Below are 22,846 nucleotides of genomic sequence, written 5' to 3' on the forward strand. Positions count from 1 at the left end.
CAGGAGGTAAAAACAATGATCTCTGTTAAACAGGAACCGTTTAGAACCGCAAGAATCAAACAAGGATTCACTTTAACTTCTTTAGCACAAAAGGCTGGTGTCACCAGAAAACATTTATCGCTCATTGAAAACGGCCATGCAAGTCCCGGTCCGGAGTTGGCAAAAAAACTTACAACAATATTAAATACAGAATATGATTCGATTTGGGTAGTACAGTAATCAATTTCCGGCCACTTCGGCGAAGTTTTCCGCTATCTCCCTTATCTCGTCTGTCGCTTCACTGAGGTTTATAACCAGGGCCTTTCTGACATCGTTACCGAACCTTTTTAAAGCGTTATTGTCAACAAAGTAGGGCTCCTCCCGGATATTCTTCAAGATTGAGACCTTGTTGAATGGCTCGCGGCCGGTCTTTTTCCGGTAGTGAAGCGCCCACTCCGTGTAGACCGCGGGAAACCAGATGTAAAGCAAGTCACTGTCTATGCCGTACTTCGGGTCCCTGCCAACATAGAAGTGTTTGCTATTCAGCTCGTTTTTAGATATCAGATACCCGAGGTCTTCCCAGAACTGGTTTAGCATGTGCTCCTGTTCACTGGACAGCTTTATCTCCTGGCAGGCTTTTTCAACCCAGCGAATGAAGTCGTCGTCCTGCTTTATCACGGCGTCGAAGGCGCCGGCGCAGATTGCCCAGTTTTCCGCCGTCCGGTCAGATATGCCCTTCTTTATCAGCACCGCTTTCAGGTCCTTGATGTTTTTTATAACCATCTGTACCTTACGGTCGTCGTAAAACCACTCCATGATCACGTAGTAAGTCAGCCCGGAAAACGTGTGGCTGTTCTGATTAAGCCAGTCGTAATGTTCCCGGCTGCGCTTGTACGCTGACATCTGGAGGATGACGCACCTGGTGAACAGCCCGTTGTCCCTGGGTAGTTCCTCGCCCGATATGGCTATGGTTCCGGATACGTCGAAGCCCCTGGTCTGGAAAGCCGTGGTTGTACCCTTGCCCGCATACTGACGGTTGTAGGCACTGCGGAAAAAGCCGTCCTTGGCTGTCACCTTCGGTTCGTTCCGGTACTCGTCGAACCACACCCCGAGAGAGCTGTAGTATGACAGGGCCCGGGCGATAAAATTCTGGCTGGTTTCGGCCAGGCCGATCCCCTCGGTCTCGATGCCGAAGAAGTTCATAATCCAGCGCATGAACGTAGACTTGCCCGACTCGCGTTTGCCGTGGACGAACAGAATGGGGAAACACTTGAATTCCTCAAAAATCGGGTTGCTTAAAATTGTGGCCACCACCCACCCGGCCGCCACGTAGGCCTGGTATCCCCCGACCGACTCCTTTATCTTGTCGATGATATCCAGGTGGTTGACGTACTTATCATGAAGCATCAGCATTGGAAGGTACATTTAAAACTTCTCCTTTTCTACAGTAAGGGATCTGGGTTTATAGCCCTTGCCGTCAATCCAGAAAACACTGTCGTTGTCCGGACGCAACATCTTCCCCTTGTCGCAGATCGCTATGCTGCCGAACAGCCAGAGATTCTTTTTCACTATGCCGATTTTCTCCGGCATCACGATTAGCTCTCCTGAATCCCTGGTAAACTCCAGCTTCCAGATATTGATCAGGTCGTCACCCTTACCCTCAAAGACATAGCTTCCGGCCGCAAAGCAGAACTTTTTAAACTCGTTCAGGCCGGCCATATCTGAAGGCTCCAGGGTGAACATGTCCGAGGTCTCGCCGAATTCGTTAACCAGTTGGATGTTCCGAAACACTCCCTCCGGAGTAAAAAAACTGGACTTGATATTGATTACAAAGTTGCTGATAGTCTCGTCGTAGATGTCTGCCCCCCGGTACCTGGTCACCACGTACCGGTTAAATTCCCGCCTGATATTGAGCCGGGTGAAGTGCATTGATATTTTCCGCTGCACTATCCGCCGGGCCTCTTCGTCCAGGTCCTCCAGGAACTCCCTGGGCGGCTTCGCCCGGGCGATGACGTTCAGGATGTCCTCCCGGGTCCGCCCCTGGGCCAGGGCGCCGTCGAAGTCGATCTTGCCGCGCTCCCGCCACTCATCCGGCAGCCATCCTACGCGGGAGTCGAATCCCTCCCGGCCCAGCTTGTAGGCCATGAGGTAGCTCCACAGGTGAGTGTCGTACCGGTCTGAGGCTTTTGGTTTGTAGTTGGGATACTCCGGATTGTCCTTTATTTCGTTGTCAAAGATCACGGTGACTCGTTTTACTCCAAACTCCCTGAACAACGCCACCAGCCTGTCCAGGTGCTTTAGCCCGAAGCTCGATATCCCAGGTACCGCAACTGCCGGGATGCGCCACTGCCACAACGCCGCCGCCTTGAACTCGCCCTCGGTCAGCACCACGTGCTCAGGGCGGATCTTCTGCAGGAAATACCGGCAGTATATCTGCGGGGTAAGCCTTTTGAACCCCAGCTTGTGCGGCCGCAAATAATACACAACTTCCTTCAAGGATCCCGGTTTCACAGCAGCCCGTCGCGGCGATATATTGCCCGGTTCGTCAGTGGCAACCGCACTGTTACTTCCGCCTTCTCCAGACGCCGCGTCACCGCGGCCGGAGGGCCGGCGGGTATCTTCCTCATCCCCATCAAGCAGTGTGGAGCGGGCGGGAGCCCGGCCACTATCGGCCGCCCCCTCTTCATCTGCCCCTCCTCTTACGTCGAGATAAGGAATCAGGATCCTGTCTTCAAGAAACTGGCTGTTTAGTATTACCTGCCCGCTGGAAGCCACCCGGACCAGGACGCCCGACTCCAGTAAGTCCTCATCCTGGAATTCCGCGGATAGCTTCTCTTTAAGACCCGCCGCGTGCGGCCCTAAGGACCGGAATTTCAGCAGGTCTATAGTGTCGTTTGAAAACCCCCGCTTGACTTTTAACTGCTGACGGTGAATGTCCGTCAGCGGCAAGAGCTCGCAGACCCGTCCATAAATCTTATGGATTATGGGTCTGTCCAGGCTTACAGCTTCAGCCTTTTCAATGTTCGGAGTTTTTTTTTGGCTGCTCTTTTTGGTATCTTTCCCCTTAATAGGGACTACCTTATCCTGAACCTCCTCAATTCCGGCCGCCTCCTTTATGATTTTTACCGGGGACAAGTGCCCCAGCTTTTTTAAGAACGTTATTACATTCCCTGACTCCTGGCACTTCCAGCACTTCCAAAGCCCCGTCTTATGGTCAAAGCTGAAATGTTTTTCATCTCGGCAGAAAGGGCATGAGCCCTCGCAGTTATTGCTGCGCTCTTTCTTTATGGTGACACCGTATTTGGCAAAAAATTTTTTCATGTCAAGACTTGAGATAATTTCATCAAGCTCCATACAGTCACCGCCTGGTATATAAACGGTCAAAAGTCCGTACTGTCAACTTAACTACTAGAACAGAATTTCAGACATTCTATAACCTCAAACAAATTTATACAGACAAAAGGTGTCATCTTTCATCCCGCCATCCTCCTCTGTAATTCCGTGTGAAGCTTGTCAACTTTATGGCTCTGCGCTATTGCCCGGGGGTCGGCCAGGCCGTACTTCATGGCCATATCGATCAGTCGGGCCTGGGCAAGTTTGAAGCGTAGATTTAATTTAAAAATGTTAGGCACCAGAGCTCACCTGCCCATCAAATTTTTCAACAATCTGAAGCAACCTTTTAAGCTCCGGGTTCCTGAAAGCATGGCGGCAATATCTAACAGGTTTTTTGTAATGATAGTGATTTTGCTTGATGTGTTCTTCAATAGCTTTCCGTGTCAGAAATGCGTTTTTATATGTTTTTTGGTACGAATACCCGGTTTTTGTGCACTGAATGCCGCGTTTTTCGCAAAACTCTTCGATGTCATCAAAATCAGTTAAAGTATTCATTTCTTCGTCTGAGTAGTCATACCAATCTTTTAGGGTGTTTACCGCTTCTTTAACGCTAAAAACCGGGGTGTAGTTATATCCAAGAAGTAAGCAGATGTCATCTGAATGATAATTGTCGAACCCAACAACCAAATCTTTCTCTTCGATTTGCCAGAAAACAGGCTTTGCGGTTGCAAGAGTGTCCTGGGTCTTCAGTTCACGGGCCAACTCTTTTAAAAACTGGATATCTTCATCAGTTAAGAAATCTATATTAGGCATGTTCTTTCGCCCCCTTGCATATTAATAAGATGGAGTGGTATATTCTTCCAAAGTAAACAGGTATTTTGTTGGCGGGGCAGGGGCCCGCCGTCTTAATTGCTATGCCGTTTTCCCCAGGTCTTCCCGGGCTTTTGCAATCCGGTCCAGGGCGTCCTTCACCACCGCGTCCGGGAGTGCTTCCCGCCGGGCGATGTCGGAAACGATGTCCCTTACTTCCAGGAACTTGGATTCCCCTTCGGCGGCCAGGAGACTTAAAAACCGGTTTATCCGTTCTTCCGTCTCAGCCTTTCTTTCAATGTGGTCGCGGGTCAGAACCTCGCACCCCGGCCGGGCGCACTGCAGCGGCGCCATTTCCACCCGGCAGTCACCTGGTCCGTTTACCGTCAGCACCGCTACCTGGACCGGCCTGGCCATTTCTTCTGCGCTGGCCGACAGCCGGCAGAGCGCCCCTGGGTTTACCACCATGGTTTGACGTACCCATTGAACCTCCATCCCAGCGTGGTAGTGTCCGTTTATCAGTACGTCCGGGAGGTCCGGCAGTTCCTCTAACTCGGATAGCAGGGTGTGCCTCATCTCGAACGGAGGCGCCTTTTCCAGCAGCATCCCGTGGGCAAGGTGGATAATTGCTCTACGATCACGTTTCCTGTTGATGGAGTACTGGGATTTGTCCCTGTCCGTTTCGTTGTTGAATCCATGGCCGGTCACGACCACAGAGCCAAGCGGAGAACCCCATGGAGTAGCGTGCACATTCCAGATAAGTTCCAACCTGGCCAGGAGTCCGTAGGGTGTTCTCGCCAGAGAATCAATGTTTCCGGCGTACTCGTCGTGGTTCCCCGGCACCGTCAGGACAGCACATGGTCGCTTATCAAGAATTTCCGCCAGATCTCCAATGGTGGATAGGGACAGATGAGACGAGTCGAAAATATCTCCTGGGATAATGATTGCACTGGCGATGTGCTCACGTGCCAACTGAAAAACTTCATACAGCTTTGCCGTTAATGCCTCCTGGAAGTTGTCCACCCTGGCCACCGGATTAACGGACCGCCAGTGCAGGTCACCGCAAACAATGAATCTCTCAGGCAATCTCCTTCACCTCACACGTTATCTGGTCAATGGCCCTGGTCTTGTAAACCTTGTGGGCTACCTGCTCCAGCACCTGGTTGTGGCTGATAAAGATAAACTGGCGGTTGGTGTTTTCCGTGTATTTCCCCAGGAACCTGGCAATATTGGACATCTTGACCCCGGCGTTTTCGTTATCGACGTGCTTGGCCGGTTCATCTAAAATCGCCGGGCCGCCTGGTTTCGGCCTGGTCAACTCCATCAGCGACAGCCGCAGCGCCATGCTGACCACATCCGCCAGGCCACCGCCGGATCCATCGTAAGGATGAACCTCGATGAATTCACCGTTCGGCCCGCGCTTTAGGACTGCGAAGTCCGCTGCCGGCTGGTTATTGTAGGAGAAAAGGTTAATAATAAATTGCCTGTCGTCCTCCCATACGGCCTGGAGGGCGGCGGTAACAATCTCCTCGATGCGCCGTTTTAACTGCTCCCTGGCGAACTCCGACGTCCTGGCCAGGAGGACCTGGACCATCTCCCAGGTTCTTATGTTCTCCTGGAGTTGTTCAAGGGCTTTCTGTTTTTTAACGCGTTGCTCCTCGAGGAGAGCCAGTTGGCCGGCGGCCTGGTTGTACCGGCTTTTCATAGCCGCAAGGCAAGCTTCGATTTGGCCTATCGTCAAGGGCATATTGTTACCCCCTCAACAACTCTTCCGCCCTGGCCAATGCTTCTTCTTCTTCCCGGGCCAGTTTGGCTATCTCGGTGTCCAGGTTTTCAGGATCCACACCCAGGGCCTTCAACTCCGCGATGACATCGTTCCTTTGTTTAGTAAAGCTTTCAAGATTCGCTTCTGCCTTGGCCTTTTCGGTTTTGCCCTTTTCAATCATGGCTTTGATGTTATTCAGTCGAGCCGTTGTATCAGGCTGTTTTTGTACACTGGCTATACTCATTGATTAAACGACCTCCTTCAATCGTTGGATATCAATGTCACCGCCGCACACCGGGCAGCGCCCCAGGGCAGTAAGTTCGTCCCGGTATGCCCCTTCCAGGTCGCCGACGCGCTGTTCCCAGTAGAAGGCCGCATCCCTGGCCTTTCGCGCATCATTGTCTAAGTTCCGGAGTTTTAAAGCGAGCCCGCTTATCACGGTTCTTTTTTCACGGACTACCACCGCCTTAAAAAGCAACTCCTCGGATTCTCCTGCCTGGGCCCACCGGCACCGGGCTATTTCATTTTTCTGGATGGCGGCATCAATCTGTTTCAGTAGGCTTCCAAGCCGGGCGACCACTGCACGGCGTTCGCCTATTTTTTGCCCCCGGTCTGCATATTCGCCGGCGAGCTCTACACCGGTCCACCTATTCATAGTTGCGGTTGCGGCCCGAATGCCTTGGTCGGCACTACACAGCGCAATTTTCAGTTTTAACAGCCGTTCCCGCCGGTCCGCCTGCGCCGAAGCCTTTTTAATTTCCTCTTCGGCACCCTGAAGTCCGACATATTTTTTTATTACCGCAGAACTCTGCCCGATGCCATCTTCCGCATCACGGAGCCTTTGAGCCAATTTCTGCAAGGTGCTGTTTCTTTCTTTGACTTTTTCCATGTCTGAAACAACGTGCTCTGCCAGTTCAATATACTGCCACCGCTGGATAACCGTCCTGGCCGCTTCAATGGATGTGTCCAATGCTAGGAGCATTCTCCGCAATTGGACCAGTTTGTCGCGGCGCCCCTGGGTTTCCCGTGCCCGGACCAAAACTTTTTCAATTTCTTCTATGTGTTCGGCCATTTCCGGCAAGTAATCAAACTTTCTAATTTGCTCATCCAGGCCGGCCAATTCAGTAACCAACTTCTTTTCTTCCTGTCTTCCACGAAGGATGTCCGTGGCCACGCCACGGGCGGCCATGTCCACCTCTTCCGTGCCGGCCAACTTACCGAGGACCTTGGCCCGGGCCGGCGCGCTGACCGGCCGTCCCAGGAACCACGGTTCTCCCTGCTCGGCAAGGTTAATGTTTATATCCATGTCGGCGACTGTCATCGGGCTAACTCCGGTTATTTCCCGGACTTCCAGAGGGACGGTGCCACCAAACCGCGCCAGGTGCGTTTTATTCCCATCCGGCCAAATAATTTCATAAAAGTTGGCGCTTCCACTCCGACTGCGTTCACGGATAACCTTCGTCCCGTCCTCGTACTCCACCGTCACCCGGGCAAACTTAGCCCCATGCCGCATATAAGACGCGTCCCAGGTGTTGTAAAAGACCCAACGCAGCGCCCTGATTACGGCTGTTTTCCCCGTGTCGCTCTGACCGGTAAGCGCTGTCAACTGACCAACTGGGGCCGGCTCAATAACCGTTTTGACATGCGACTGAAAATTCTCTATAGTGATGCGCTTAATCTGCAATATTAGCCACCACCTTCTCTTTTACCGGCGCAAAATCAAACACTTCCATTTCCCCGCCGTCGTGAAATACTATCCTTCCAAGTCCCAGGGTTCTAAGGAGGCCATCTGCAGCCCAGTCACATCCAATAGACTTGTCATGCCTCCCCAGACATTCCTGGTAAGCCAGGTTGTGATCAAGTCCACGGTCCTTAAAGTCTTTAAGTGTCTGTATCCTTTTGCACCGCGGGCATTGGAAAGCTATAGCCCCTCTGTCATCTCCGGGTGAAACAAATTTATCTTCAGCTTCTTTTAGCCAATCTTCCAGCGATTGTTTAATCATTCTCTCCCACCAGCCTCTCTTTAAGCCGCGAATACCGCTCCTGTATCTTGTCATTCTTCACAGCTACTTCCACCGCACTCTCCTGACACACCAGCACCAGCCTGTGTTTTGCCCGGGTGATGGCCGTATAGAGAAGATTCCGCTGCAGCATGATGTAGTGGCTCCGGACACATACCACGATGGCCAGGGGGAATTCGCTGCCCTGGGCCTTGTGTATGGTTCCCGCATAGGCCAGAGTCAAAATGCCCATATCCTCCGCGGGGAAAAATACCGGACCGCCATCCATCCGCACCCACAGCCCTGGGCCGTCTGCTCCCTTCGCGTCCTCCACGCCGGTTACAATACCCATGTCGCCGTTAAAGACGCCTTTTTGGTAGTTATTCTTGATCACCATGACTTTGTCACCAGCCCGGAAAGTCTCTTTCCCGCGCTTTAATTCAGCTTTTTCCGGATGTGGTGGATTAAGCATCTCCTGTATGGCTGCGTTTAGCGCGCCCACCCCGGCCGGTCCTCTGTGCATCGGTGCCAGGACCTGAAATTCCATCGGGGTCAGTCCATCATCCAGCGCCTGCCGGATCCGTCCAAGTACCGTGGGAACAACCTGCTCAACAGGCAGCTCAAAGCCATCTAAGAAAAGGCACTCAACATCCCCATCACGGGATGTTAGAGGCGGCATCTCTCCTCGCCGGACCAGGTCGGCATACTCAGCTATGCGGCTGCCCTGCTCCTGGCGGTAGTTGTACTGCAGGCGTACGGTCGGGACCACACCCGACGCGATCGCGTCCCGGAGCACGCTGCCCGGGCCCACACTGGGAAGCTGATCGACGTCGCCCACCAGCACCACCTGCATGTTGTCCGGGATTCCCGCGAAAAGGTCAGCAGCCAGTTCCATGTCGGCCATGGAGAATTCGTCAACGATCAGAAGGCCGGGGCCTTCCAGGGGCTCTTCCTCGTTGACCTGAAAACCGAATTCAGGGTGATACTGTAGGAGCCGGTGAATAGTTCTTGCCTCCTGTCCGGTGACTTCGGCCAGCCTCTTGGCCGCGCGCCCGGTGGGAGAAGCCAGATAAATAAAGTTTTTGGGATACAGTTTTTGATATGTGATGAGGATTCCGTTGGTCACGGTACTCTTGCCGGTACCGGGACCGCCGGTAATAATGGAAAGTGGATTTTGCAGGACGGTCCTGATAGCCTCCCTTTGCCGGGGAGCGTATTCCATCCCCGCCACTCTTTCAGCAATCTCCATGGCCTGGTCCAGGCCTTCTTTGTCTTCGACTTCCTGCTCAAGGAGACGCCGCATCCGGCCGGCAAGCCGGAGTTCCGCCTGGTGCATGCGATGGAGGTAGACGCAGGAGTCTTCCCGAATTGTTTTCCCGGAGTTGTTAAGCGACTCATTGGCAACCTTGATCTGCTCCACACCGACTCCGCAGCCTTTGCCCAGGACTTTCTGGACCGCCGGGACGATATCCCGGGGACGCAGATAACAATGACCCTCTTCGGCCGCATTTTTCAAAACGTATTCCACGGCCGCTTCTACACGGTAAGGCGAGTCCGGCTCAATGCCGACGGCTTGAGCGATTCTGTCCGCGGTAATAAAACCGATACGGTACATCTCGCCGGCCAGGACATATGGGTTGTTTTTGACGATGCTCACGCTGTCGGCGCCGTACTGGGCGTAAATCTTCGCTGCCAGGCGTGGGGTAATCCCCTGCCGGCAGATCAGTGCGGATAATTCAGCCAGTATTACGTTTTCATTGAGCTTTGCGACGATCTCTTCGGCTTGCTCGGACGTGATGCCCTGGACTTGGTTTAACAGTTCCGGCTTCTCCTTGAGCAACTCCAGGCAGTCTTCCCCCAGGGCATCAACGATCCGGGCGGCCTTGACCTCGCCCACGCCGTAGGCCAGGGATGCCAGATAAGCGATAATCCCCTGCCGGCTCTGGGGCAGCAATAGTTCATATTCGTTGAATGCGAGCTGTCGCCCGAATTTCGGATGACTGGTCCAGCAACCGGTAAAGGAAAACTCATCTCCCTCGCGGATAGACGGCATATAGCCCACGGCGGTGATAATTTCATCCCCTATGTCGACAGAGATTACGCAATACCCGTTCGCGGGGTTGTGGAACCTGGTCCGGTAGATAATGCCCCGGATATTTTCATTTTCAAACTTGCTTTGCGGCAAGCTCATATAGAAACACCTCATTTCAGGGACAAAGGCGTCCCTCCCCAGCCCCGCAACGGTGGCCGGGGAATTGCGTTATCAATACGGTTCGTACTGGGAATCTTCTGCGTTGTAGGCAGCGCCGGCCTGGGTGTAGTGTGCACCAGCAGTACCGCCGGCAGCATTGCCGTCCATGCTGTACTCAACGCTTTCGATCTGGGCGGTGCGCATGGCTGACTTCAGACTGGTGGCATAGTTTTTCATGGCGGCCCGGTCCTGGGAAGACAGGGCGCCGGCAAAGCTCCAGGCTACGGCGGAGTAGGTGATGCCGTCCTTGTTCTGGGTTTTGTAGAGTTTTGCCTTGGAGAGTGCGCCGTAATAGGGGACTTTGTGCTTGGAAGTCAAACGGCGCATATAGACGTTAAAATCTTCGAGGCTGGTTGGGGGCAGAGCAACCAGGTACGGGAGCATTTCGCCTTCAACCAGCAGGTAGACGCGTCTGATGTTTTTGCAGGCCTTGCCCCGGCCGCCCCTGGTGTCGCTACCCCAGTCATTTAGGGGGCAGGTTTCGCAACTGCCGCCGGGATTGCCCTTACCTATTTCATTGTCAAGGGATGAGCAGGTCGGGGGCGCGCCTGCGCCGGCATACTCGTCGGCCCAGTAAGCATTGACTCGGTAATGGTCCAGGATGACGCCGACCAGCTCCTTGACCGGCTCAGCTTCTTCTTCGCCTGGGATCTCGAAAGTCAGCCCGCCGCCGCTGGGGATTTTGATACGAGGAAAATCAATGGGCACATCTTCCCCGAAGTTTGCCTGCATTACTTCAAGGAGCTCTTTTTGCTCCTCCGGCTGGCATAAGGCCGGGGAATTGAACTGTACAACCGCAATTTCCTGTTTTGCTAAAGCTAAAGACATAATTAGAATCCTCCTTGAAAAATTTTGTTAAGCCATTATTCCGGCCATTAAGTTAACCTTTGCTGTTTTTGCGGCCAGCACCGCCCTAGCTGCGGTAAACTCGTTGTAGAGCTGGTCAAGCATAAATTTTGCGTCGTTGCACTCGTCCTCGGCCCGGCGCGCTTCGGCCAGGGCCTGCCGGTAGTTCTCGTCCTCCCGCGCCCGGCGGATAAATTCCGTTTCCCGGGCTTTCTCATTGGAGAAGAGAGGCTTGCCTTGGCCATTGACAGCCGCATTGATGTCGGCTATAATCTCGGCTTTGGCTAGATCGAGAGACTGTTTAGCTTTATCCAGGTTGCGCTGGGCCTGGACCAGGATGTTCTGCTGCCGGCGGATCGCCTCGGGATAGGATTGGACCCTGGATATGGACCCGTCGATATGGATCTCATCCAGAACCTGTCTGGCAGCCGTCCGCAGGGCTTCTGATATTTGAGCCACGAGTTGATCTTGGAATACCTTGTCGAACATTTTTATTACCTCCTGTTTTAATGGGGCTTCGGGCCCGGCCAGGCCGCCTGAAGCATAATTTTTTCGCCTTACCATCGTGTATTTTTATAAACGCGGCCTCATTGGTCCTGGCCGGTATACCACACCTCGGCCGCCTACTGGGTTCTTTGTTCCCGGCCCCGGCGAGAGCAGGTTTTTGGGGGCCTGCCCGGGGCCGGAGAACGGAGAAGATTGAAGGGGCGGGCCGGTTAACCTCACCCGGCTCCTCACGGGTATCGCCCTACAGATTTGTGGCAGCAATGATCTGTTACCTCGATACCCTCACCCGATTCTGCCACATCGCCGCCCCCAAAACTTATCTACCACGCCGCCGCCCCCCAATATCTCAAGGTTCTAAATAGCGAGTAGGGGGTTTATGTTTATTCATCCGGGTTAATTAAGTTGCATTGTTGGTCACATTCCTCGAGTTGGGCGCAAATGATACAGCAAATATCTTTTTTTTGAGGGCACTTATCACGAGCGTCCATTTCGCATTTACCTTCCTTAAAAGCAAGAGTGTCGCAAAATGCTGTGTATTTCCGGTCTCGTTCCAGGGTTATTGCGGTTATGCTCACATTAACTCGCCTCCTGCAGCCTTACGGCCTCGTATTCATCCCGTGTGAGCAGACAGAAGAACCTGACGCCGCATATCGTTTTACTGGCATTATGGGTGTATACATCCCCATCGCGCTCTTCGAATTTGAGCGTTCCCGGTATCTGCTCCAGGTCTCTGATGCTTTTCACGTGAACACTGCTGCCGTCTGGGTCTATTGTTATCGCCAGCGGCCTAACGATTTCCATTGTTACCTCACGGGTTAGCTCAATCGCATCGCAGATTTCCAGTACCTTGTTGGCCATTGCATTCTCACCGGCTTTCTGGTAGAATTTCATTAGACGTTATAAGTAGCCTGTGGTTCGGCAACCTGGGCTATTTCTTTTTTGCCAGTCAGGTAATCTAAAAGCCCTAACTGAAATGTCTCTTCAAGCTCAATCAGCAGGTTTATGTCTGTCTTTATCCGCTCGCTGACTTCCTTCCCAACAACTTTCAGCGCAAATACATCTTCATCCGTCAGGTCTTCCGGCTTTTGCTTGTCAATGATACGCCAGCCCAGCGGCCTTAAAGCTTCGTGTGCCTCGTGGTCCTCCTTCTCAACCCGCCTGATCATGGTCTGTGGGTGCCGGTCCCCTTCTATGTAGCTAAATATGTTATAGCCGGTGACCTCTTGTGCCAGCGCCAGGCCAGCAATCATGTGCATTTGCGACAGCTTTGGCTTTGCATCCGGAGCAGGCTCACGCACGCCAGCCAAGATTTTATTCAGCATTTCAGGGCTGTAATTTAGCCTTCGGGCTGCCTCCTTCTGGGTACCGCAACCAAGTTCAACCCCTCGTTTTAAAAGTGTTCTCGGTGCCATTTTGTCAATATCACCTCCTTGTTGTTGACTGATTTTGGGGTTAGTATCTTATTAAGATAACAAGCTCCGCTCAATCCCCATGCCCGGCTGCTGTGGCCACGGTGGTCGGGCCCACCCCCTCTTCCTTAGCCGAATTTGTTTCCTTGATGGTTATTACTCCAGCTGATAACATAGCGCCGATGCTCAAAACCACACATTCCGATAGGTTCCACCAGGCACATTTAATTGATTTGCAATAGACAAGAGGTTCTCTTACATCAGAAGCCGCAGCGCCAGCTGTCATAATCGGACAAATTTTAGGCAACCTCATTCACCTCCCCGCCGTACAACTTGCAAACATCGCCAGCGGCATTACCACCGCCACGAAAACCAGCATCGTGAGAATTAGTAGGCTTTCCGCCGCCCTACGCCAGTTCCAGCGCCACCTCCTTCGCGTCATCTCATAATCCGGCCGGCCGCCCATGGCTCTGATATCAGCGCTGCTTAGTTTCACGGTTTCACCTCTTTCTTTGGGAATTTGCCTTTCTCCAGCTCCCAGCAGAGGAATTTCAAATACGATTTCAGCACTCCAAGCTCGTAAGCGTGGCAGTATTCTTCTCCTTTTGATTTCTTCTCAGCGTCGGCCATGGCTAACCTGATCCAGTTGACTATCTGCTCACGCTCGGCTTTGGTCAAGCAACTCACCTCTTCGCCTGAACTTTTCGCACTTCCCCGTCTCCGGGCTGACCGGAGGCTTTTCCTCGTAGCAAGCGCACACACCTTCGCCAGTCGTGCGGCTGACGAGGCGCATGGCGCAATCGGTTTCGTTGCAGTGTAGCGGCATGGGTTTCACCTCCTTAATCACCCGCCGCCAGCATCATGGGTGGGGTGTTATCGGCCGTCGGTACCGGTGGGCTGGATAAGTGGCGCTAGTTAAGATAGGGTTAGCTGCCAGTGATACCAGTAGCATTGCTGCATGGATTGTGTCATCTGTTTTCGCCCCCCCCTCTACTTAACTTGCCTCAGCCTGTTAGCTGGCTGACTTTTGCTCTTTCTCTTGCTTGCGGGCTGCAATCCAGTTAACAAAGTCCTGCTTCTGCACCCGCTTTGTCAGTCCGATTTCAAAATTTGGGATGCCGCCATCTTCCGGTTTGCGTTGAAATAATTCATAAACACGGCGGCGGGAAACGATAAGGAAATCAGAGATATGCTGGGCTGTTATAATTTCTGGCAACGTTTCTAGGGTGTAGGTTTTTTTAGGCATGATATCAACTCTCTTTCTTTGTGATTGTGTTAACTGGGATTACTACCCCGCCATGCTCTCTTTTTTCAGCCTGTTAAGTATGTATATCTGACCCTTTGGTGTCACCCTCGTAACCTTGAACAGTCGTACGTTGCCAGAAGCCACTTCCTTGTTGCTCTGCGTTACCTCAAAGTACCCACGGTCAACGTATTCCTGATATGGCTCCGTGCTGTTCGGGAATATAAACCCCCATGCGCGAAGCCTTTGGTAGAGTCGCTTCTCCCCGGTGATAACCCCGTTTTTTGATGCTATCTTTGCCAACTCCCGGATGAGTACGCTATCTCTGGAGGCCGCACAAGTTTGTGCAAATGACACCAGGGGTTTTTGCCGGTCGATTTGCTCGGCAAGTTCGGCGGCAAACCGGAGCGCTTCAGGCAGTGTTTTCGGGATCACGAATGTCTCCCTTGCCCGGAAATAGGTTTCCACCAGCATGTCGTATACTTCCCATGCCCTATCGGTATTCAGTGACTTTGCGTGGAGGAGTGCACCTTTTTCGGTCCAGAGGTAGAGCTTGTTGACATTTTGAGCGACATTACAATTTGTAAGGTTGCCCTTGAAGGCTTTAAGCGCTTCGCCCTCAAGGCAGAAGTAATGCTTGCCTTCGGTGTAACGCTCCCTATTACGGCTAAAATTTACGGTTATGGTGTTGGTATCTGCCCCATATCCTTTTGCCAACTGCTGGGTGGTTAGCACGCGCTGATTCTTGTGTTCGATTGTCATCAGCTTGTTCAAATTCCACACCTCCTAATTCCTAACTCCTGTTGCATCTACCGGCACCTGCGGCCCTAACGGTTTGCCGCACCCTTCGCAGTAGTAGGCCGGCAAATCACCAGTAAATCCGCAGTGGGGGCAGGTGTATTTATCGTTATCTATGGTTATACACCCCCCTCGGTACCGGTTGATGTTCGTGGTAATGGCTTCATTCTGTAGCCTTCCAGGTCTAAAAAAAGTACCTCGACATCCACTTCAAAGAACTCTGCAATTTTTTTTGCTAAACCATAGGTCGGATTTCTGGTACCAGTTTCAATTAATCCATAAAAACTCCTAGAAACTCCTACCTTTTTTGCTACTTCTTCTTGTGTAAAACCGCTCTTTTCCCTAAGTCCAATTAGCCTCTGTCTCATGGCTACCCCCTCTCTATGCTTCATTTGGTAGCACTGTTTTTATTATTATAGTGCTTCTTATCGTAGCATGTCAATATATAGTTTCTACTTTTTGAAGCATAATTTTAATTGCTTCATTTTGTAGAGTATAATTGTGGCAGGTGATAAAAATGAATTTTTCGCGAAGGTTAATAAGTCTTCGGGAGCAAGCTGGGTTAACCCAGGAACAATTAGCAAGGAAACTAAACATTTCCAGATCGGCATTATCTCTATGGGAACTTGGGAAAAGAGAACCAAATCATTCCACACTACAACTTCTGGCAAAGTTTTTCAATGTAAGCATTGATTATTTATTGGGTAATTCAGATAACCACAGAACCCAAAAAGAAAACACCCTCGAGCAACAGTGGCCGGAAGGAGTCAAAGTTTTGCGCCGGGCTCAGACAAAATTAACTCTAGAGAAACGGAAAAAGATGCTCCGCTTAATCGAAGCCTATATCGAAGACGAGGAAAATGAGGCCCCTAAGAATAAGAAGTAGCTATGCGAGAGCCAAGGCCCGGATGTTTTTACGAGAAGCCGAAATTACTGAGCCCCCGATAAATGTTATTGAACTAATTGAAGTGTTTGGGAGGATAAAATGGCACGAGGACGCTGAGGACGGGTTTACAATTTACGACGAAAAACGCGGTAAGTATTGTATTTTTATAGACCCGCGCACTATTGATGGTAGAATCACATGGACCATGTGTCACGAACTGGCCCATATAGTTTTGATGCATTTCGTTGAATATGACATGGACAGGCTTACTCCACGGGAAGAAAAAATACTGGATAGAGAGTGTGATATATTTGTTAGGGAGTTTTTAATGCCCGAGGAATGGGTCTTGAGGTATTACGAGCCCCCCCTCTCTGTTCCACAGCTTGGAAAATTAAAGGACAAGTTTAGTGTCTCATGGGAGGCAGTCACCTATAGATTCAATGAATTGGGTATATGTGAGAAAATAGAAATAGATCAATTATTTGCTGAATGGAATAGCGTCAGGGGAAGTGGAAGTGCTTATACTGCCCATGCTGTAGTTGAACGCGAAGAGCCTGTTCTATTGGGAATCAACTATTGCTTATCAAATGGAACGAGGGAGGTAATAAGGTTGTCTATGCCCATTAAAATAGTTGGGACTGACAATAATGACAGATTCACAGAATGCCCTATTTGCGGTAACAGCGATTTTTCTTACAATGCTCACTTTTGTAAAATCTGCGGGCACTATCTTTTCAATGAATGCCTTAACTCTTCCGACGATCCCAGGTTAGCACATGAGGAATGCGGTATGGCAAATGCTTCAAATGCTCTTTTTTGTGAACGTTGCGGATCAAAAACAATGCTGTATGAATACATGGAGAAAGTGGGTTACTCTGAAGATGGCATGAAGGAAATAGCCGTTGGGGCTGGATCTGGATCTGGATCTGGGTCTGAACCTGAACCAGCGCCAGAGGATAATACAATAAGTTTTAACCCAGATGATATACCGTTCTAACGGCCCCCAGAGGGGGTTTTGTGTTTTAAGAGAGACTCGACAAAAAACGACAATGTTTTTAGGATGCGTGACGGAGCGCCCTTGTGGGCTTGAAATATGTTTTGAGGTGCATTGGAAATATGGTAGAATAATCTCCAAAGTCAGGGGTGAGGTGATTGCCTTGAATGGCTCCATTCAAAAGTATGGCTGCATCTGCAAAAAGAAAAGATGTACCTGTGGCAAGACTAGGTATCGATATGTTGTTGATGTCGGCATAAACCCGGCCACAGGAAGGAGAAAGCAGGAAAAGAAAGGTGGCTTCCTTACCCGAGACGAGGCGCAAACAGCCTGTAATGCTGTAATCTATGAATTAAATCACGGCACTTATATTAAGGAGTCGAGCACGCTATTCAAGGACTTTGCAGGGGATTGGCTGAAAACATACCAAAAAACCCACAACGTGAAGGTAAGCACCGTCCGCGTCCGCAGGCACGAAATAAGTCTTCTTATGCCTTATTTTAAATATTTAAAGATCAAGGATATCACAAAGAAGAAATACCAGGATGCATTAAATGACCTAAAAGACAAAAAATATTCAGACAATACCCTTTCCGGCGTACACTCAACCGGCAGAATGATTTTTGCCAAAGCCGTAGAGTGGGATATGATCAAAAAAGATCCTACACAATTTGCGAAGGTGCCGCGAACTCGTAAGACCGTGAAAGAGCTGGAGGAAAACAAGGAATTACCGAAATATCTTGAAAAAGAAGAACTGGCCGCATTTCTAAGAACGGCAAAGGAGAAAGGTCTCGACAGAGACTATATCATCTTCCGCACCCTGGCCTATACTGGCCTGCGGGCCGGGGAACTGTGCGCCCTAAAATGGAAAGACATCCATTTTAAAGAAGGTGCGATTAGCATAACAAAGACATACTATAACCCTACAAATAATGCTGAAAAGTATGAACTATTAACACCGAAAACCGCGAAGTCCCAACGGGTAATTGAGGTTGACCGTGCTGTTCTGAGCGATTTGGAAAGATACAAGGTTGAGCAGAAGTCTGTTAAAATGAGATTTCGCCCTACCTACCATGACGAGGATTTCGTTTTTGCGAAAACAAAAAAACATCCCGGCTACCCGGAGACCATAAAGAAAATAGAAATCCGCATGACTAGGCTCCTGAAGTTGGCGAAGCTTAACGAGACGCTTACTCCCCACTCCCTGCGCCATACTCATACTTCACTATTAGCCGAGGCCGGAGTCGGACTGCCTGAAATCATGGACCGTCTGGGGCATACTGATGACGACACCACAAAAAGAATCTATCTCCATGTAACAAAGACAATGAAAAAAGAGGCATCTCAAAAATTCAGTGAATTAATGAGAAGCCTCTTGTCTGAAAATTAGCACTCCGTGACCATTTTGTGACCACAGGGAAGGGACCGGATATCCGGTCCCTTGATATATATGGACCGAGAGACAGTCTTTACATCATGCCGCCCATGCCGCCCATGCCGCCCATGCCGCCCATGGGTTCTTTGTCCTTGTCAGGCTTTTCAGCGACAAGAGTTTCGGTGGTCAGGATCATGGCCGCAATGCTGGACGCGTTTTCCAGCGCCGAACGGGTAACTTTGGCCGGGTCAACGATACCGGCGTCGATCATGTTGACGAACTCTGTGGACAGGGCGTTAAAGCCAAAACCGGGGTCAGCGTTCTTGACTTTTTCCACTATGACCGAGCCCTCAAAGCCGGCGTTGCCGGCGATTTGACGCAGGGGTTCTTCCAGTGCCCGGCGTACTATGTCAATGCCGGTTTTCTCATCAAGCATGTCGGCGGTTAAACCGTCAAGAGCCTTGATCGCTCCGATATAAGCCACGCCGCCGCCCGGCACGATGCCTTCTTCCACAGCCGCGCGGGTAGCGTTCAAGGCATCCTCAATACGCAGCTTCTTGTCTTTCATTTCAGTTTCAGTGGCGGCGCCCACCTGGACAACTGCCACACCGCCGGCCAGTTTGGCCAGGCGCTCCTGGAGCTTCTCCTTGTCGAACTCAGAAGTGGTGTCTTCAATTTGGTTCTTAATCTGGACCACGCGCTTGGTAATTTCATCCGCGCTGCCGGCGCCGCCTACGATAATGGTTTCTTCTTTCTTAACCCTTACTTTGCTGGCCCGGCCGAGCTGGTCGATAGTGGCCTTATCCAACTTCAGGCCCAGTTCCTCGGTAATAACGGTGCCGCCGGTCAGAATGGCGATATCCTGCAGCATGGCTTTGCGCCTGTCGCCAAAGCCGGGCGCTTTGACCGCGACACACTGGAAGGTGCCGCGCAGTTTATTGAGCACCAGGGTAGCCAGGGCTTCTCCCTCGATATCCTCGGCAATAAGCAGTAGCGGTTTGCCGGACTGCACAACTTTCTCAAGGACCGGCAGGAGGTCTGCCACAGCCGATACCTTTTTATCAGTAATTAAAATATAGGGGTCATCCAGGTTGGCTTCCATCTTGTCAGCGTCGGTAACCATGTACGGGGAAATGTAGCCCCGGTCAAAGTTCATACCTTCAACAATTTCCAGGTTGGTTGTGGTGCCCTTTGACTCTTCTACCGTAATAACGCCGTCTTTGCCAACCTTCTCCATGGCGTCGGCAATCAGGCTGCCGATGAATTCGTCATTGGCTGAAATAGTAGCGACCTGGGTAATAGCCGACTTGTTTTCAATGGTTTTGGCTGAGCTTTTGATCGAGCCTACCACTTTTTCAACCGCTTTTTCAATACCCCTCTTAATAATCATGGGGTTAGCCCCCGCGGCCACGTTTCTTAAACCTTCACGCACAATGGCCTGTGCCAGTACGCAAGCCGTGGTGGTGCCGTCTCCGGCCACATCGTTGGTCTTGGTGGCAACTTCCTTGACCAGCTGGGCGCCCATATTCTCGAATGGATCGGGAAGTTCAATTTCCCTGGCGATAGTGACACCGTCGTTGACAATCATCGGTGAGCCGAATTTCTTCTCAAGAACTACATTGCGGCCTTTGGGGCCAAGGGTAACCTTTACCGCGTCCGCCAGCGCGTTTACTCCTTTTTCAAGGGAGCGCCGGGCATCTTCCCGGAAAATAATCTCTTTACCTGCCAATTTTCTTACCTCCTTTTATTACCTATTTCTCAATTACGCCGAGGATGTCGGCTTCACGCATGATCAAATATTCAACGTCGTCAATCTTGACTTCGTTTCCGGCATACTTGGAGAAAAGGATCCTGTCCCCCGGTTTCAGGTCGATGGGAACACGCTGGCCTGTTTCTAAAATCTTACCGGAACCTACAGCTATTACTTCCCCTTCCTGGGGCTTTTCCTTAGCCGTGTCCGGCAGGACAATACCGCCTTTGGTCCTTTCCTCGCTGGGCAGAGGCTTGACTACTACCCTTTCGCCTAGTGGTCTGATCACTTAAACCCCTCCTTGATACTGGTTGGTTTTATTTTATCATTTGTTAGCACTCGAGGTCAATGAGTGCTAACACTACGTAAATATAATATATAATAAGTCTATCAAAAGCAAATTAAATCACCGCATAATTTTCCTTTTCTAGATTAAAAAAGGTTGATTATCATGCAATAGCTTTTAATATCTTTTTCTATCTTAATCTGAGTATTTTTTTGCCTTTCTTCTACATGAAATATTTTCCCACAGAGCAAATGATTTTATACAGCAAAAAGAAAAGCTTGTCCTTCATTTTACAAAACTCAATGGGTTCTTTAATAAATAAACCCCTGTGCAGGGGTTTATAATAGTCTGACGATTTCGTTCACAAAAGTAGAAAGGTGGACAGACTTATTTTCTTTCAAGCTTTTCGATCTTGCCGTTCTCCAACTTAATTTCCACATCCCAACCCTCTTCTAAATCTTCAAGTTCGATCTCGTCTCCGTCCTCATTTTCCAGGTCGGCGTTGTTAGCCAAGTAGTAAGAGAAACTGTTCCCGCTTTCCTGTCTAATTTTTATCCTTTTACTACTGACGTTAATATCAGTGATTTCGCCTTGCAAAGTGATATTCAGATCATCGGTTACTATAATCTTAACTACTTTCCCGTTGTTTAGCCTGATCTCAACTTCCGAGCCGATCACTATACTTCTCAGGTTGATACTGCTACCGTTCCTGGTATAATAGGCACTGTTAGAAATGTAATACTTAGCTATACTGCCACTGCTTTTCTCAATCTTTATCCACGGGGAACTGCCTGTTTTCAGATTATTAACCGTACCGGAAACAGATGACCCACTTTCATCAATTACTTCAATACGGTAGACATCACCGTCACTGTTTAGCCTAAGTTTTACCATGTATCCCGTATCCAGGTCTTCAAAGTCAATCGAATCACCATCGCTATTTTTCACTGTAACATCATTAACCACATCATACTTTTTTCTGTCACCGTCTTCGTCAGTAATGGTTATCCCCCAGGCGCCCGATGTGTCCAGACTGTAGATTTCCCCCTCCACATAGCCGTTGCCAGCCTCATCAATTACTTTTATGAGGTCTACATAGTCATCACTATTTAACCTCAACCTTACACGCTTTCCTGTATCCAGGTCTTCAAAGTCTATCACATCCCCGTCATTATTCCTTACTACGACATCATCGTCCACAGCATACTTTTTGCTGCTGCCATTATCTTTAATAATGGTTATGCCCCAGGTGCCGGATGTATCCAGACTGTCGACTTCCCCCTCCGGGCTGCTTTCTTCAATAACCTCTATTATTATAGCCTTACCGTCATACACTTTGACTTCAACCAGGCTGCCATTCTCAATATCTTCATACTCCTCCGTACTGCCTTCCACAACAACGTTGCCGGGCACCTGCCAGGTCTCTTTCTCACCATCGTCATTGCGCACAGTCAGCTTGGATGAATTGATAGACGTAACTGTCCCTTCAAACTTAGTTGTATCCAGGAAGTTAATCTCCGTAATTCTGCTTTCCGCAATTCTAACCTCGACAAAATCGTTCTGGTTGACCGAGTAAATTTCTTTAGTATAACCGTCCTGATTAATTGTTACAGCGGCTGCAACCGGGAATACCATTTGCCGGCCATCAAAATCAGTGAGATGCAAACTGTATTCTCCTTCACTGTATGTAAGCGAGTCTACCCTGCCGGCATAATTATGATAATCAGTACCGCTTTCCGTTCCGTTCTGCTGTGCGGTATTTTTAATAAATACAACTCTTTCGTTATTATTTAATACTATTGTGACTTCATCGCCCAGCTCAAGATCGGTAAGCCGGGCATTTTTCTCTTTCAGATAAATCTCGCAGTCGTCGTCTAAAATTTTATTGAGATAACCGTAATCGCCCATCTTTAAAGTGATTAACTGGTTGGTAAAATCGATGGATGAAACGGCCCCGCGGTAACGTTGGAATTGTATTTCTGCCCCGGCAAAATTGTTGTCTATGATGCGGGACAGGATGACAGCCATTTGAGCCCTGGTAATTTCGTCATCCGGCTTGAAAACATTGCCAGGGAAACCCTGCATGATTTTGCGGTCTACCACAGCTGACACCAGGCCCCGGTAGCCTGGAGCTATTTGTCCGGCATCCTCAAAATCAGGCTCGCCGCTGCCGGGACTAATCTGCAAAGCACCGCAAACCAGCGCGGCCACTTCTGCCCGCGTTGCCGGGCCGGCCATCTGCTCGAGCAGGTTTTTATCCAACATGCCCCGCTGGACGCCCCAAATAAGGTAACCCCTGCCCCAGTCCGGGGGAGGCACATAATAATCAACAGTTTCCCTGGCCAGGTTCTTTGCCTGCTCGTCCTGGCCCAGCACCCGGACCAACGAAGCCAGCAACTCAAGCCTGGTGACGCTTTGGTCGGGCTGGTACAAGCCGCCGGGATAACCGGTGACAATTTCGCTGGCGCACATCTCCGCTATGTACTGCTGCGCCCAGTGTCCATTGATATCCAACAATGTTTCTCCCGCCGCCTCCGCCGCAAAAGGCCCGGCAGCGGCCAGAAGAACTGCGACTGACAGAATAATGGGAAAAAGCACTTTGTTTTTTAACATA

The 22,846-nt window shown here is 50.4% G+C and carries 29 protein-coding genes; 4 read left to right on the forward strand and 25 right to left on the reverse strand.

All coding sequences use genetic code 11. The features are described from left to right. The first annotated feature begins 15 nt into the window (after nucleotides 1-15). Nucleotides 16-219, forward strand: a complete 204-nt coding sequence (locus Pmgp_RS01430; RefSeq protein WP_134212183.1) for a helix-turn-helix domain-containing protein — start codon at nucleotides 16-18, stop codon at nucleotides 217-219. Here the strand turns inward: Pmgp_RS01430 and Pmgp_RS01435 are convergent, their stop codons facing one another. The 22 genes from Pmgp_RS01435 to Pmgp_RS01535 all read right to left on the reverse strand — a co-directional run bounded on the left by Pmgp_RS01435 (nucleotide 220) and on the right by Pmgp_RS01535 (nucleotide 15,309). Continuing rightward, nucleotides 220-1,404 (reverse strand): hypothetical protein, encoded by a 1,185-nt coding sequence (locus tag Pmgp_RS01435; protein WP_134212184.1) that lies wholly within the window; start codon nucleotides 1,402-1,404, stop codon nucleotides 220-222. Continuing rightward, a complete protein-coding gene (locus Pmgp_RS01440; protein ID WP_134212185.1) occupies nucleotides 1,405-3,333 on the reverse strand; it encodes a CHC2 zinc finger domain-containing protein in 1,929 nt (642 codons plus the stop codon). A gap of 119 nt (nucleotides 3,334-3,452) precedes the next feature. Then, entirely contained in the window at nucleotides 3,453-3,611 is a 159-nt protein-coding gene (locus Pmgp_RS19580) for an aspartyl-phosphate phosphatase Spo0E family protein (RefSeq protein WP_134212186.1), read from the reverse strand. Continuing rightward, nucleotides 3,604-4,125 (reverse strand): hypothetical protein, encoded by a 522-nt coding sequence (locus Pmgp_RS01450; RefSeq protein ID WP_134212187.1) that lies wholly within the window; start codon nucleotides 4,123-4,125, stop codon nucleotides 3,604-3,606. Before Pmgp_RS01450 ends, Pmgp_RS19580 begins: the two co-directional genes overlap by 8 nt. A gap of 99 nt (nucleotides 4,126-4,224) precedes the next feature. Next, nucleotides 4,225-5,208, reverse strand: a complete 984-nt coding sequence (locus Pmgp_RS01455) for a metallophosphoesterase family protein (RefSeq protein ID WP_134212188.1) — start codon at nucleotides 5,206-5,208, stop codon at nucleotides 4,225-4,227. Then, entirely contained in the window at nucleotides 5,201-5,869 is a 669-nt protein-coding gene (locus Pmgp_RS01460) for a P-loop NTPase family protein (RefSeq protein ID WP_134212189.1), read from the reverse strand. Before Pmgp_RS01460 ends, Pmgp_RS01455 begins: the two co-directional genes overlap by 8 nt. A 4-nt stretch (nucleotides 5,870-5,873) precedes the next feature. Further along, entirely contained in the window at nucleotides 5,874-6,131 is a 258-nt protein-coding gene (locus tag Pmgp_RS01465; protein WP_134212190.1) for a hypothetical protein, read from the reverse strand. A 3-nt stretch (nucleotides 6,132-6,134) separates the two neighbouring features. Beyond that, nucleotides 6,135-7,571, reverse strand: coding sequence for an AAA family ATPase (locus tag Pmgp_RS01470; RefSeq protein WP_192902720.1), 1,437 nt, complete (start codon nucleotides 7,569-7,571; stop codon nucleotides 6,135-6,137). Next, nucleotides 7,561-7,890: a VVA0879 family protein gene (locus Pmgp_RS01475; RefSeq protein ID WP_134212192.1), complete on the reverse strand. Its 330-nt coding sequence runs from the start codon at nucleotides 7,888-7,890 to the stop codon at nucleotides 7,561-7,563. The genes Pmgp_RS01470 and Pmgp_RS01475 overlap by 11 nt, the downstream gene beginning before the upstream one ends. Further along, nucleotides 7,883-10,078, reverse strand: coding sequence for an SF1B family DNA helicase RecD2 (gene recD2, locus Pmgp_RS01480; protein ID WP_192902721.1), 2,196 nt, complete (start codon nucleotides 10,076-10,078; stop codon nucleotides 7,883-7,885). The genes Pmgp_RS01475 and recD2 overlap by 8 nt, the downstream gene beginning before the upstream one ends. A gap of 72 nt (nucleotides 10,079-10,150) precedes the next feature. After that, the gene (locus Pmgp_RS01485; protein WP_134212194.1) at nucleotides 10,151-10,966 is read right to left on the reverse strand and encodes a hypothetical protein; all 816 of its coding nucleotides are present in this window, start codon (nucleotides 10,964-10,966) and stop codon (nucleotides 10,151-10,153) included. Nucleotides 10,967-10,993: 27 nt separating this feature from the next. Next, on the reverse strand, nucleotides 10,994-11,473 hold the full coding sequence (locus Pmgp_RS01490; protein ID WP_134212195.1) for a hypothetical protein: 480 nt from the start codon (nucleotides 11,471-11,473) through the stop codon (nucleotides 10,994-10,996). A 398-nt stretch (nucleotides 11,474-11,871) separates the two neighbouring features. Next, nucleotides 11,872-12,066 (reverse strand): hypothetical protein, encoded by a 195-nt coding sequence (locus Pmgp_RS01495; RefSeq protein ID WP_134212196.1) that lies wholly within the window; start codon nucleotides 12,064-12,066, stop codon nucleotides 11,872-11,874. A gap of 1 nt (nucleotide 12,067) precedes the next feature. Then, the gene (locus Pmgp_RS01500) at nucleotides 12,068-12,349 is read right to left on the reverse strand and encodes a hypothetical protein (RefSeq protein ID WP_153189171.1); all 282 of its coding nucleotides are present in this window, start codon (nucleotides 12,347-12,349) and stop codon (nucleotides 12,068-12,070) included. A gap of 32 nt (nucleotides 12,350-12,381) precedes the next feature. Next, the gene (locus tag Pmgp_RS01505; protein ID WP_134212198.1) at nucleotides 12,382-12,903 is read right to left on the reverse strand and encodes a helix-turn-helix transcriptional regulator; all 522 of its coding nucleotides are present in this window, start codon (nucleotides 12,901-12,903) and stop codon (nucleotides 12,382-12,384) included. 70 nt (nucleotides 12,904-12,973) lie between these two features. Then, nucleotides 12,974-13,207, reverse strand: a complete 234-nt coding sequence (locus Pmgp_RS01510; RefSeq protein WP_134212199.1) for a hypothetical protein — start codon at nucleotides 13,205-13,207, stop codon at nucleotides 12,974-12,976. Between the two features lie 6 nt (nucleotides 13,208-13,213). Further along, nucleotides 13,214-13,396 carry a hypothetical protein gene (locus tag Pmgp_RS01515; protein ID WP_134212200.1) on the reverse strand — a complete coding sequence of 61 codons (183 nt, stop codon included), beginning with the start codon at nucleotides 13,394-13,396 and terminating at the stop codon, nucleotides 13,214-13,216. After that, complete coding sequence (locus Pmgp_RS01520; RefSeq protein WP_134212201.1) at nucleotides 13,393-13,578, reverse strand: hypothetical protein; 186 nt, start codon at nucleotides 13,576-13,578, stop codon at nucleotides 13,393-13,395. Before Pmgp_RS01520 ends, Pmgp_RS01515 begins: the two co-directional genes overlap by 4 nt. Further along, the gene (locus Pmgp_RS19585) at nucleotides 13,559-13,726 is read right to left on the reverse strand and encodes a hypothetical protein (protein WP_192902722.1); all 168 of its coding nucleotides are present in this window, start codon (nucleotides 13,724-13,726) and stop codon (nucleotides 13,559-13,561) included. The genes Pmgp_RS01520 and Pmgp_RS19585 overlap by 20 nt, the downstream gene beginning before the upstream one ends. Nucleotides 13,727-13,912: 186 nt before the next feature. Continuing rightward, complete coding sequence (locus tag Pmgp_RS01525; RefSeq protein WP_134212202.1) at nucleotides 13,913-14,146, reverse strand: DNA-binding protein; 234 nt, start codon at nucleotides 14,144-14,146, stop codon at nucleotides 13,913-13,915. Between the two features lie 42 nt (nucleotides 14,147-14,188). Beyond that, nucleotides 14,189-14,917, reverse strand: a complete 729-nt coding sequence (locus tag Pmgp_RS20045) for a phage antirepressor KilAC domain-containing protein (protein WP_205077909.1) — start codon at nucleotides 14,915-14,917, stop codon at nucleotides 14,189-14,191. 143 nt (nucleotides 14,918-15,060) lie between these two features. Continuing rightward, complete coding sequence (locus Pmgp_RS01535) at nucleotides 15,061-15,309, reverse strand: helix-turn-helix transcriptional regulator (protein WP_134212203.1); 249 nt, start codon at nucleotides 15,307-15,309, stop codon at nucleotides 15,061-15,063. A gap of 149 nt (nucleotides 15,310-15,458) precedes the next feature. Between Pmgp_RS01535 and Pmgp_RS01540 the strand changes: the two genes are divergently transcribed. From Pmgp_RS01540 to Pmgp_RS01550, 3 genes are all read left to right on the forward strand, one after another. Continuing rightward, complete coding sequence (locus tag Pmgp_RS01540; protein ID WP_134212204.1) at nucleotides 15,459-15,827, forward strand: helix-turn-helix domain-containing protein; 369 nt, start codon at nucleotides 15,459-15,461, stop codon at nucleotides 15,825-15,827. Between the two features lie 22 nt (nucleotides 15,828-15,849). Next, a complete protein-coding gene (locus Pmgp_RS01545) occupies nucleotides 15,850-16,824 on the forward strand; it encodes an ImmA/IrrE family metallo-endopeptidase (RefSeq protein ID WP_192902723.1) in 975 nt (324 codons plus the stop codon). A gap of 160 nt (nucleotides 16,825-16,984) precedes the next feature. Further along, nucleotides 16,985-18,211, forward strand: coding sequence for a tyrosine-type recombinase/integrase (locus Pmgp_RS01550; RefSeq protein WP_134212206.1), 1,227 nt, complete (start codon nucleotides 16,985-16,987; stop codon nucleotides 18,209-18,211). Between the two features lie 79 nt (nucleotides 18,212-18,290). Here the strand turns inward: Pmgp_RS01550 and groL are convergent, their stop codons facing one another. The 3 genes from groL to Pmgp_RS01565 all read right to left on the reverse strand — a co-directional run bounded on the left by groL (nucleotide 18,291) and on the right by Pmgp_RS01565 (nucleotide 22,845). Beyond that, nucleotides 18,291-19,925 (reverse strand): chaperonin GroEL, encoded by a 1,635-nt coding sequence (groL, locus tag Pmgp_RS01555; RefSeq protein WP_134212207.1) that lies wholly within the window; start codon nucleotides 19,923-19,925, stop codon nucleotides 18,291-18,293. 22 nt (nucleotides 19,926-19,947) lie between these two features. Continuing rightward, complete coding sequence (gene groES / locus Pmgp_RS01560) at nucleotides 19,948-20,235, reverse strand: co-chaperone GroES (RefSeq protein ID WP_134212208.1); 288 nt, start codon at nucleotides 20,233-20,235, stop codon at nucleotides 19,948-19,950. A 384-nt stretch (nucleotides 20,236-20,619) separates the two neighbouring features. Continuing rightward, nucleotides 20,620-22,845: an S-layer homology domain-containing protein gene (locus Pmgp_RS01565; protein WP_134212209.1), complete on the reverse strand. Its 2,226-nt coding sequence runs from the start codon at nucleotides 22,843-22,845 to the stop codon at nucleotides 20,620-20,622. Between the last annotated feature and the right edge of the window lies 1 nt (nucleotide 22,846).

It is taken from the genome of Pelotomaculum propionicicum (assembly GCF_004369225.1).
In the GTDB taxonomy this organism is placed as follows: Bacteria; Bacillota; Desulfotomaculia; order Desulfotomaculales; family Pelotomaculaceae; genus Pelotomaculum_B; species Pelotomaculum_B propionicicum.